The organism is Bradyrhizobium sp. LTSP857, assembly GCF_000938285.1.
GTDB lineage: Bacteria > Pseudomonadota > Alphaproteobacteria > Rhizobiales > Xanthobacteraceae > Bradyrhizobium.
Genome location: NZ_JYMS01000025.1, coordinates 1 through 11625, shown reverse-complemented (window position 1 = coordinate 11625; position 11625 = coordinate 1). Strand labels below are relative to the sequence as shown.

The following is an 11625-nucleotide window of genomic DNA, read 5'->3' as shown; positions in this document are numbered from 1 at the left end:
GCGACACCCCGCGCTCTAATCGCCGCGCCTCGATCGGCGAGGGGCTGTCGGCTTCCGCACAAAATACGGGTTATCGAGGCACGTCGCGGAGCGGCCGACGGCGAGATATTTGCACTGCTCGAGCGAGGCGTAGCGGCAGTCGAGATAGCCGACGGGGCCGTAGATCTGCATGCACACCGGATAGTTCGGATCATAGGTCTGCGCATGTGCAGGTGCGCTCACGAGAAGCGTGCCCAGCGCAAGCGTGAGGCAAGCGCGGCGCATCTTATCGCGACCAGGAATAACCCGGCGCCTGGGCGCGCGGGCGATTTTGGTACGCGTAGGGATCGTCGCTTTGCCCGCCGAAATACGGATTCGCGATGCAGGTCAGCGCACGGCCCGATGAACTGGCCTGACACTGCGCGTAAGTGTCGAAGGTGCAGTTGCTCAGCCCCGGCCATTCATCGCCTGTCAGGCAGAACGCATGATGCGTGCCGAACGCACGGGCTGGCGTGCTCGCGCTCGACACCAGCGCGAATGTGGCGATCGCGAGCGAAAATGTGGCGACAATGGGGAGGGCAAACAGTGCGCGCATCATCGATTCTCCGATCACAGGATTGTGCGCGCGACGTTGTTGCGCGCGCTCGCAGTGTACTTCGCGCAGAAGACATTGGAACTGCTGAAAACTCTTGTTTCAAAGGGTTTCTCGAGCGCTCTGCTAAATCTTCATTAATGAAGCGCAGGCCTTTCGACTGAACTGTTGCGTCGAGGTTACAGCAATTCCGTCGATCGCTGCTAAGACGGCGCCACGGCCCGGGGGCCTACTGAAGAAACTGGAACGGGATTCAAATGAACAAGAATTTGTTGCTTGCTGCTGTCAGCCTCGTCGCGCTCAGCGCGGCTGCGCCAGCGGTGGCTGCTGATCTCGCGGCGCGGCCTTACACCAAGGCGCCTGCGATGATTGCCACCGTCTATGACTGGAGCGGCTTCTACATCGGTATCAACGGCGGTGGCGGTTCGTCGCACGCGACCTGGGATCTGACCGGCGTCGGCCGTGAAGGTTCGCACGATGCGACCGGCGGCACGGTCGGTGGCCAGGTCGGCTATCGCTGGCAGTCGGCGCAGTGGGTGTTCGGCGTGGAAGGCCAGGGCAACTGGGCTGACTTCTCGGGCAGCAACACCAGCGCGCTGACCGGCAATAGCAATCGCACCAAGATCGACTCGTTCGGTCTGATCACCGGTCAGGTCGGTTACGCCTGGAACAACGTCCTCGTCTACGTCAAGGGCGGTGCTGCCGTGGTCGGCAACAAGTTCGACGTCCGCACCGCGGGCGGCGCGTTTGTCGCTTCGTCCGACGACACCCGCTGGGGCGGCACGGTCGGCGTGGGCCTCGAATACGGCTTCGCCCCGAACTGGTCGGTTGGCGTCGAGTACAACCACATCTTCCTGGGCGGCAACGACCAGAACCTGACCAATGGCGGCGCCTTCGTTCAGACCGACCACATTAAGCAGGACGTCGACATGGGTCTCGTCCGCCTGAACTACAAGTTCGGCGGCCCGATCATCGCGAAGTACTGAGACTAGTCGCTCTGTTTGAGCGCTCGTCGAAAGCCCCGGCCTTGCGCCGGGGTTTTTTTATTGTTTGAATTCAGTGAGTTAACCATTTTATTGCGAGGTGGTTGAGTTGGCTTGACTCCTGAGAACGAAATGAGAACAATGTTCTTCATACGTTCCAGCAAGGGGAGTAAGCCATGTTCAGGATTTTCGTGGAAGAAGCCGCTGCACTGACCTCGATCGCGCTGTTCGTCGGGATGATCGCGATCTGGGCCCAAGTGTTACCGCAGCTCTGATGCGGGCGCCTTTTGGTGCCGCGTCTAACCCCCCTTGGGGAAAAGCGGGACGATTTGGCCGATCGGCCGCTCCGGCGTGGACTCTGGCGCTGCGAGCCCCCACCATTGTGAGGCGAGTCGGCCGTGCCTGTGCATGACGCCCTTGGTGCCGGCGACCGCGCCACCCATCTGCAAGAGGCCGTCACGCGACCATGCCGAGCGCCGGATTTGTCCACCTTCACGTTCACTCGGCCTATTCGCTGCTCAAGGGCTCGATCAAGATCGCCAAGCTCGCCGAGCTTGCGAAGAAGGATCACCAGCCGGCCTTAGCGCTGACCGATACCGACAACATGTTCGGTGCGCTGGAGTTCTCCGACAAGATGGCGGGCTCCGGCATCCAGCCGATCGTCGGCTGCGAACTCGCGATCGATTTCGGCGACCAGGATCCGAACGCGCGCAACGCGCTGCTGCCGTCGCGCGTGGTGCTGCTGGCCGCCGAGGAGCGCGGCTATCGCAGCCTGATGCGGCTGAACTCGCGCGCGTTCCTGGACACGCCCGACACCCAAGCGTCCCACATCAAGTTCGACTGGCTCGAAGGCGAGACCGAAGGCCTGATCGTGCTCACGGGCGGCCCGGACGGGCCGATCTCGCTCGCGCTGGCCGGCGGCTACGCCGAGCTTGCGGCCACGCGCTGCGAGCGTCTCGCCAGCCTGTTCGGCGATCGCCTCTATGTTGAATTGCAGCGCCACAACATCGACAAGGAACGGCGCGTCGAGAGCGGGCTGATTGACATCGCCTATGCGAAGGGTCTGCCGCTGGTTGCGACCAACGAGCCGTATTTCGCCGCGGCCGACGATTACGAGGCGCATGACGCGCTGCTCTGCATCGCCGGCGGCCGGCTGATCGCGGAGACCGAGCGCGAGCAGCTCACGCCCGATCACCGCTTCAAGACGCGCGCCGAGATGGCGGTGCTGTTCGCCGACATTCCGGAGGCGCTCGCCTCCACGGTGGAGATCGCCGAGCGCTGCTCGTTCCGCCCGATGACGCGCAAGCCGATCCTGCCGTTCTTCACGGTCGGCGCCGCCGCAAGCTCCGATGCCGCCGCGGTCGAGGCGGCCGAGCTGAAGCGTCAGGCGGAGGAGGGGCTCGCCAACCGCCTGCGCGTGCACGGCCTGTCGCAGGGCACCATGGAAGAGGACTACAACAAGCGCCTGGCGTTCGAGCTCGACGTCATCATGCGCATGAAATACGCGGGCTACTTCCTGATCGTGTCCGACTTCATCAAATGGGCCAAGGCGCAAGGCATTCCGGTCGGGCCGGGCCGCGGCTCCGGCGCAGGCTCGCTGGTGGCCTGGGCGCTGACCATCACTGATCTCGACCCGATCAAGTTCGGCCTGCTGTTCGAGCGCTTCCTCAATCCCGAGCGCGTCTCGATGCCGGACTTCGACATCGACTTCTGCCAGGACCGCCGCGGCGAGGTGATCAAATACGTCCAGGAGCGCTACGGCCGCGACCAAGTCGCCCAGATCATCACCTTCGGTACGCTGCAAGCGCGCGGCGTCCTGCGCGACGTCGGCCGTGTGCTGCAAATGCCCTATGGCCAGGTCGACAAGCTGACGAAACTCGTGCCGCAGAATCCGGCCGCGCCGGTGACGCTGGCGGCTGCGATCGAGAGCGAGCCGAAGCTTCAGGCCTTCCGTGACGAAGACCCGGTGGTGGCGCGCGCCTTCGACATCGCCCAGCGCCTTGAAGGCCTGACGCGGCACGCCTCGACGCACGCGGCCGGCATCGTCATCGGCGATCGCCCCCTGAGCGAACTGGTGCCGATGTACCGCGATCCCAAGTCGGACATGCCGGTGACCCAGTTCAACATGAAATGGGTCGAGCCGGCCGGGCTCGTGAAGTTCGACTTCCTCGGCTTGAAGACGCTGACCGTGCTCGACGTCGCGATCAAGCTGCTCAAGCCGCGCGACATCCATGTCGATCTCGCCACGCTGCCGATCGACGATGCCGAAAGCTACCAGATGCTGGCGCGGGGCGAGGTGGTCGGCGTGTTCCAGGTTGAAAGCCAGGGCATGCGGCGCGCGCTGGTCGACATGCGCCCCGATCGCTTCGAGGACATCATCGCGCTGGTCGCGCTCTATCGCCCGGGCCCGATGGCGAACATCCCGACCTATTGCTTGCGCAAGCACGGCGACGAAGAGCCGGAATATCTGCATCCCGTGCTCGAGCCGATCCTGAAGGAGACGTTCGGCGTCATCATCTATCAGGAACAGGTGATGCAGATCGCGCAGGTGATGTCGGGCTACTCGCTCGGCGACGCCGACCTCTTGCGCCGCGCCATGGGCAAGAAGATCCGCGCCGAGATGGAGAAGCAGCGCGAAATCTTCGTCGCGGGCGCGGTCAAGAACGGCGTGCCGAAAGGGCAGGCCGACACCATCTTCGAACTGCTGGCGAAGTTCGCCGATTACGGCTTCAACAAGAGCCACGCGGCCGCCTATGCGCTGGTGTCCTACCACACCGCCTATATGAAGGCGCATTACCCGGTGGAGTTCATCGCGGCGTCGATGACGCTCGATCTCAACAACACCGACAAGCTTTCGGAGTTTCGTTCCGAGGCGCAGCGCCTCGGCATCAAGGTCGAGCCGCCCAACATCAATCGTTCCGGCGCGACCTTCGAGGTCGGCGACAAGACCATCTACTACGCGCTCGCAGCGCTGAAGGGCGTCGGCATTCAGGCGGTCGAGCAGATCATCGCGGAGCGGACCAAGAACGGCCTGTTCACCTCGCTTGCCGACTTCGCCGCGCGGGTCAATCCGCGTGCGATCAACAAGCGGATCATCGAAAGCCTCGCGGCCGCCGGCGCGTTCGACACGCTGGAGCCGAGCCGCGCGCGCGTCTTCGCTGGCGCCGATGCGGTGCTCGCGGCCTGTCAGCGCTCCCATGAGGCTGCGACCGTCGGCCAGAACGACATGTTCGGCGGTGCCCCCGACGCGCCGACCATCATGCTGCCGCAGGTCGAGCCCTGGCTGCCGGCCGAGCGGCTGCGCCGCGAATATGACGCGATCGGCTTCTTCCTGTCGGGCCATCCGCTCGACGATTACGCCACCGTGCTGAAGCGCCTGCGCGTGCAGTCATGGGCCGAATTCTCGCGCGCGGTGAAGACCGGCGCGACCGCCGGCAAGGTCGCGGCCACCGTGGTGTCGCGGATGGAACGGCGCACCAAGACCGGCAACAAGATGGGCATCATGGGGCTCTCTGATCCCACGGGTCACTTTGAGGCGGTGCTGTTCTCGGAAGGGCTCGCGCAATATCGCGACGTGCTGGAGCCGGGCGCAGCCGTGCTGCTCCAGCTCGGCGCCGAGCTCCAGGGCGAGGACGTCCGCGCCCGCGTGCTGCACGCCGAGCCGCTCGATGACGCCGCCGCCAAGACGCAGAAGGGCCTGCGCATCTTCGTGCGCGACACCAAGCCGCTGGACTCGATCGCCAAACGTCTGGCCGGACCCGAGATGGCGGGCGCGAACGGCGCCGCGCCAAAGATCGGCAGTCCCGGCATCGCGCCGCGCTCCAACGGCGACGGCGAGGTCTCGCTGGTGATCATGCTCGACCTCGAGACCGAGGTGGAGATGAAGCTGCCCGGCCGCTTCAAGGTCTCGCCGCAGATCGCCGGCGCGATCAAGGCGGTGGCGGGTGTGGTGGACGTGCAGCAGCTGTAGCCGCGTGGCGGATGCACGTTCCAGATTTTACAAAGTAGTCATATTGGATCGGTTGCAACCCTGCGCTGATTTTGGCTAACATGTCCCCGGGGAATGAATTGGGGGTGTTATGCTGCGACTGGGCGTGCTGTTGTTTGCCGTTGGTGCCATGCTGGCGGGGTGTGTCAGCGATCAGGTCGGAACCGACTTTGCTTCCGTGTCACAAAAGATCGGTCCTCCGCGCGCGGGCCAGTCGCGCGTGGTTTTCTTGCAGGACAAGCGGCAGGGCCTGAGCATGGCGATCTGCGCCTGCGAGGTGAAGCTCGATGGCGCCCCACTCGGGAAGATTCTGGCCGGGAAATATGCCTATGCTGATCGTCCGGCCGGCCGTCACGAATTGCTGGTGACCGAGCTGCTGTTCCCGGCGACACCAAGCGCGAGATCGTGATGGAATCCGGCCGCACGCAGTTTTACCTCATCAAGAGCAGCCCCAGGCACGATGCCACGACGGGCGGAGCGATCCTCGGCGGCTTGGCCGGGCTTGCGGTCGTGTCCGTCGCGACGGCGGGAGAAGCGAATCCCGGGCCGGCCGAGCTTGTCCCGCTGGACGAGGCGACCGCGCGAACAAAGCTCGCCGAGTTGCAAGCCGTCGACTAAGATGCGCGGCATGATTGCCGCTGTATCGACGAAGGCGGCTCGGCCGGGAGGAGCAAACATGTGCGAGAACTGCGTCCATGACGACGTCCGCATCGGGCCTTCGCGGCGGTCGCTCATCCACTTGACAGTCTCCGCGGTGGGGCTGGCCTTTGCCGGCGCGGCCTTGGCCAAGGAGACCAAGCCGCCGCCGAAGCCGCAGAACGTGCTGTCACCCGACGCATCGTTGAAGCGGCTGATGGAGGGCAATGCGCGCTATGTCGACGGCGTGTCGCGGCGCCACGATTTCAAGCATGAGCGCGAGGCGCTGGCCGGCGGGCAGAACCCGTTCGCGGCGGTGCTGGGCTGCGCCGACTCGCGCATCGCGCCGGAATATGCCTTCGACACCGGCCGCGGCGATCTCTTCGTCTGCCGCGTCGCCGGAAATTTTGCCGGCGTTGAGACCATCGCGAGCATGGAATATGCGGTCGCTGTGCTGGGCGCGCCGCTGATCCTCGTGCTCGGCCATGATGCTTGCGGCGCGGTCGATGCGACGCTGAAGGCGATCAAGGACGACAAGCCGCCGCCGGGGCACATTCCCTCGCTGGTCGATGCGATCGCGCCCGCGGCAAAGGCTGCGATGCAGCAGGGCGGGGACGTGCTCGACAAGGCGATCCGGCAGAACGTGATCGACAACGTCGCGAAGCTGAAGTCAGCCGCGCCGATCCTCGACGCCGCGGTCGGGCAGGGCAAGCTCAGAGTGGTCGGCGGTATCTATCGGCTCGCGACCGGCACCGTCGATTTGATCGCCCAGGGATGAGATGCCTCGCGTGCGTGCTTCGGACGAAGCCGGATTATGTTGCAACCCCTCCGTGCTTTGGCTATGCAGCCGTGCGTGTATTTGCGCGGGGGCAGGGACTTGCAAAGATTGTTTGTTGGCGCGCTTGTGCGTGCGATCGGATTGTCGCTTCTGATCGCGGCGAGCGCTTCGGACACGGCGTCGGCAGCACAAGGTGAAGGTTCGGTCGCCGAGCGTATCTACGCGGCCGCGCCGCCGCGCCTGCTGCAAATCCGCACCTTGGTCGCAGATGCTGGGCGCCAGACCTCGAACGGCTCCGGCTTCCTCGTCTCTGCGGACGGACTGGCGATCACCAACTATCACGTCGTCTCGCAGGCCGCGCTGGAGCCGGACACCTATCGGCTTGAATATACCGCCGCCGACGGCGGCCAGGGCAAAGTGACGCTGCTGCGCGTCGATTTGCCGAACGATCTTGCGCTGGTCCGTATCGACAAGAAGGGCGTGCCGTTCTTTGCCTTCAACCAGGCGGCGCTCGAGGACAAGCTCGCCAAGGGCGAACGGCTCTATTCGATGGGCAATCCGCTCGACCTTGGCTTCACCATCATCGAAGGCACCTATAACGGCCTTACCGATCACACCTACACCGATCGGATCCATTTCTCCGGCGCGCTCAATCCCGGCATGAGCGGAGGCCCGGCCGTCACTGCCGACGGCAACGTCATCGGCGTCAACGTCGCAACGCGCAGGGGCGGCCAGCTCATCAGCTTCCTGGTGCCCGCACGCTTTGCGGCGGATCTGCTGCAGCGGGCGAGCGAGGATGCCAGATCCTCTGACGTCAAGCCGTCTGACATCAAGAGCGATGTGGGCCGGCAATTGGTCGCGTGGCGATCAGGACTCTACAAGTCGCTGGGTGAAGCGGATTTCCGCTCGGACGCGCTCGGTCCCTACCGCGTACCGGCGGCGCAGGCGCGCTGGTTCAACTGCTGGGCCAGCACCAACGCCGTCGACACGCCGAAGCCGCGCGCCAGCGTCAACTCCACCGAATGCAGCAGCGACACCAGCGTGTTCGTGGCGTCCGACCTCAACATCGGTGCGATCAACATCAATCATTCCCTGGTCAAGACCGTCGACCTCAATCAATTCCAGTTCGCAACCTATCTAGTCCGGATCAGCCAGCCCCGCCTCAGCGTCGGCGGTCCCTTCAAGAAATGGTACACGCCGGAGCGGTGTCACGAGGACTTCGTCCAGGCTGGCGCGGCGCCGCAGCATCCGTCGCTGCATGTGGTGTGGTGCGCGCAGGCCTACCGGCAGTTCGAAGGACTTTATGATGTGTCCCTGATCGCGGTTACGCAGGACCAGTCACTTGAAGCGCTGGTCTCGCGGCTGAACATGCAGGCGGTCGGCTATGACGACGCCGTCGCGCTCGGCAAGCGCTTCCTCGAGGCGGTGCAGGTCGCCAAATGATGTGGATCGAGATACTTTCGCGACAGCGCGAGGTCGCCGCACGCTTTCGCATCACCGCCTCCGAGGTGCGTATCGGGCGGGGCTACGACAACGATGTCGTGATCGATGACCCCTACGTGGCCGCGCAGCATCTGCGCGTGGTCCGTCGCGACGATGGCAGCCTTGTCGCCGAGGACGTTGGCAGCGCCAACGGCACATTCATCGACGGCAGCAAGACCGGGCTGTCCGATTTCGTCGTGGACGGGAATCAGCTGATCCGCATCGGGCAGACTTATCTGCGCATTCGCGACGTCAATCACGCAGTCGAGCGCGAATTGATTGCGCCGCCCGAGCGGCATGTCTTGCCGATCATCATGGCGCTCGTCATTGGCGTGTCGGTCCTGGCGATCGACGCGCTTAAGATCTGGCTGACGCAGACGAGCGAGCCGCGCGCATCGACCTATTTCACGCCACTGTTGACGGTCGCCGGGACGCTCCTGGTCTGGGTCGGACTATGGGCGCTGCTCTGCCGCATCTTCGCCGGACGCTCGCACTTCCTCCGCAATCTCTTGATCGTGCTGGTCGGCCTCGCCGCCGTCTCGCTCTACAACGAGTTCTCGCAATATGCCGCGTTCGCCTGGACTTGGCCGGAGGGCGTCAGTTACGCCTATGTCGCGGTCTGGCTGATCTTTGCGGTCGTCTGCTTCGGTCATCTGCGCGAGATCGGGCGCAGCCGGCTGTGGTTGAAAGGGGGACTCGTCGCGGCTGTGCTGGTGGGGGGCATCGGCGTGCAGACGTTGCAGCAATCAGAGGCCTTCACCGATTCCGGACGGCAGCTGACGGTGCATTGGCTGATGCCGCCAATGTTGCGCGCGGTTCCGGTCAGGAACAAGGACGCCTTCTTCGACAAGATCGGCAGCCTGAAGGGCGAGCTCGATGCTGATCGCAGCCAGTCCCGCCCGGGCGATCCGCGCCTGTGATGCGAGCGGGCCACCTTGCGAGATAGGTGGCCGTTTGGTCCGGTGAAGCTGACATGATCCTGACAAGCGTGTGCGCCATCCGGCCGCCGCATTCGCGGCGTCTTCGTTCAAATGCCGTTCAGGTATCCGCGTGCCTTGTTGCGCGGGAATGCGCTCAACAACAATAGCGGGGCAAGCAAGCCATGCATGGGACACCAGGACTGTTGGTCCGTCTTCTTCTGCCGATCCTGCTGGTTGTGGCCGGCGGGCTGCATGATCCCGTGCGCGCGCAGCAGCAGGAAAAGCGCATCGCGCTCGTGGTCGGCAACGGCGCCTATGCCAAGTCGCCGCTGGCGACCACCGCGAACGATGCCGGCCTGATTGCGCAGACGCTGCAAGCGGCGGGCTTCGACGTCGCCGGCGCGCGCGATCTCGACGGCGACACGCTGCGCAAGAGTTTTCGCGATTTCATCCAGAAGGCGCAGGCCTCTGGCCCCGGCACCGTCGCGATGATCTATCTCGCCGGCTATGGCGTGCAGCTCGCCGGCGAGAACTATTTCATCCCGGTCGATTCCAGCATCACGCGCGATACCGACGTTCCGATCGAGGGCCTGCGTATCAGCGACTATGTCCGCCAGCTCGCGTCCATTCCGCTCAAGGCCAACATCATCGTACTCGACGCGGCGCGCGCACAGCCCTTCATCGAGGGCGGCCAGGCGATCGCGAGCGGGCTTGGGCTGGTCGAGCCGGAGGCGAACATGCTGATCGCCTTCAATGCGGCGCCCGGCACGGTGGCGCCCGAGGAGCCCGGGCCCTACGGCATCTACGCGCAATCGCTGGCCGAAATGATCCGCACCGGCGGCCTGTCGCTCACGGATGTGTTCGACCGCGTTCGCCTGCGCGTCAACGAGGCCAGCAAGGGCGCGCAGGTGCCCTGGGACGAGCAGAAGGTCTCGGAGCAATTCGCCTTCTTTGAGCGCGGGCCCGACGCGCCGCCGCCGCAGGCCGCGCCCGACCAGGTCGCCGCGCTGCGCAACAAGCCGATCCGCGATCTCGGCGTGCAGGATGCCTATGCGGCCGCGCTCGAGCGCGACACGCTGCCGGCCTATGAGGAGTTTCTCGGCGCCTATCCCAACGATCCGATGTCGAAGCGCGTGATGGCGATCGTGGCGGCGCGCCGCGAAGCCATCACCTGGCGGCGGACCTATCGCGCCGATACGCCCGACGCCTATTGGTCGTATCTGCGCCGCTATCCGCGTGGGCCGCACGCGGGCGATGCACGGCGCAGGCTTGCGATCCTGACCGCGCCGCTCGAGCCGCCGCCAACTTTCGCGATGATGGATTATGATGTGCCGCCACCGCCGCCGGAGGAGGTGGTCTATATCGACCGTCCGGTGCTGCTGTTCGGCGATCCCGTGTTCGGCTTCGCGCCGCCGCCACCGCCGCCGGTTTACTATCTGCCGCCGCCGCCGCCGGACTTCGTGGTACTGGCGCCGCCGCTGCCGGTCGTCGGCCTGTTCGTGCTGCCGCAGCCGATGTTCGTGCCGATCCCGGTGTTCGTCCGGCCGCCGATCTATGTCGCGCCGCCGCCGAACAACATCATCTACCAGAACAGCCACAACACCACGGTCATCAACACCGTGATCAACCAGGCGCCGGCCCCGCCGCCGGCCGGGAATGCCGCGGCCGCAGCGATCGTTGCGGCGAATGGAGCCGGCCGAGCGGGCGCGCTGACGCCGGTACCCGGTGCTGTGAGGCAACAGGCGATGGCGATCCAGACCAATCCGAACCAGCAGCTCAAGCCGAGCCAGGCGGCGTTCGTCAGCAATCCGACCGCAAAGCCGGCAGCGATGCTCGTGAAGCCGGTCAACGCCGCGCCGACGGCGGCCGCGCCGCAGACGGCTTCGCCGCCGGCCGGCCACGCGCTTCCGGTTCCGGGCACCCAGAACACCCCGCCTGCGCCTGCCGGCACGGTCCAGGCGCCGAACCGGCTGGCGCCAACCGCAACGGCGCCTGCCAACGGTCTGCCACAGACGCATCCCAATGCGGCGACGGCGCCGTCGAATGAGGCCGTTCCCACCGGTACTGCACCGTCCTCCAAGCCGCCCGTGGCTCAAGCGCCGACGACGGGACCGTTGGGGCGCGCGAAATCGACCGCACATGAGCCGGCCGCCATCGCGCCTTCGGCGACCCCGGCAGTCAAGCCGGCGGTGACCTCGGCGAAGCCGGCCGCGTCGCCTCCACCGCCGGTCGCCGCGCGGGAGCAGCTCAAGCCCAGGAATCAGCGA

At 65.3% G+C, this 11625-nt stretch carries 10 protein-coding genes; 8 read left to right on the top strand and 2 right to left on the bottom strand.

Annotated features, from left to right (window positions below; genetic code table 11):
- Nucleotides 1-15 precede the first annotated feature (15 nt).
- Together UP06_RS13480 and UP06_RS13475 are read right to left on the bottom strand one after the other, a co-directional pair.
- Nucleotides 16-264, bottom strand: coding sequence for a DUF3551 domain-containing protein (locus UP06_RS13480; RefSeq protein WP_045003070.1), 249 nt, complete (start codon nt 262-264; stop codon nt 16-18).
- Between the two features lies 1 nt (nt 265).
- Nucleotides 266-574: a DUF3551 domain-containing protein gene (locus UP06_RS13475; protein WP_045003198.1), complete on the bottom strand. Its 309-nt coding sequence runs from the start codon at nt 572-574 to the stop codon at nt 266-268.
- A gap of 254 nt (nt 575-828) precedes the next feature.
- Between UP06_RS13475 and UP06_RS13470 the strand changes: the two genes are divergently transcribed.
- The 8 genes from UP06_RS13470 to UP06_RS13440 all read left to right on the top strand — a co-directional run.
- Entirely contained in the window at nt 829-1557 is a 729-nt protein-coding gene (locus tag UP06_RS13470; RefSeq protein ID WP_045003069.1) for an outer membrane protein, read from the top strand.
- Nucleotides 1558-2020: 463 nt separating this feature from the next.
- Nucleotides 2021-5524 (top strand): DNA polymerase III subunit alpha, encoded by a 3504-nt coding sequence (gene dnaE, locus UP06_RS13465; protein WP_045003068.1) that lies wholly within the window; start codon nt 2021-2023, stop codon nt 5522-5524.
- Between the two features lie 109 nt (nt 5525-5633).
- Nucleotides 5634-5951, top strand: a complete 318-nt coding sequence (locus UP06_RS42035; RefSeq protein ID WP_245305471.1) for a DUF2846 domain-containing protein — start codon at nt 5634-5636, stop codon at nt 5949-5951.
- Nucleotides 5951-6160: a hypothetical protein gene (locus tag UP06_RS42030; protein ID WP_245305470.1), complete on the top strand. Its 210-nt coding sequence runs from the start codon at nt 5951-5953 to the stop codon at nt 6158-6160. Before UP06_RS42035 ends, UP06_RS42030 begins: the two co-directional genes overlap by 1 nt.
- 58 nt (nt 6161-6218) lie before the next feature.
- Nucleotides 6219-6956 carry a carbonic anhydrase gene (locus UP06_RS13455; protein ID WP_045003197.1) on the top strand — a complete coding sequence of 246 codons (738 nt, stop codon included), beginning with the start codon at nt 6219-6221 and terminating at the stop codon, nt 6954-6956.
- Nucleotides 6957-7055: 99 nt separating this feature from the next.
- The gene (locus tag UP06_RS13450) at nt 7056-8399 is read left to right on the top strand and encodes a S1C family serine protease (protein ID WP_245305469.1); all 1344 of its coding nucleotides are present in this window, start codon (nt 7056-7058) and stop codon (nt 8397-8399) included.
- Nucleotides 8396-9358, top strand: coding sequence for an FHA domain-containing protein (locus tag UP06_RS13445; protein WP_045003066.1), 963 nt, complete (start codon nt 8396-8398; stop codon nt 9356-9358). The genes UP06_RS13450 and UP06_RS13445 overlap by 4 nt, the downstream gene beginning before the upstream one ends.
- 182 nt (nt 9359-9540) lie before the next feature.
- Nucleotides 9541-11625, top strand: a 2085-nt coding sequence (locus UP06_RS13440) for a caspase family protein (RefSeq protein WP_045003196.1), incomplete at its 3' end; no start/stop codon positions are given.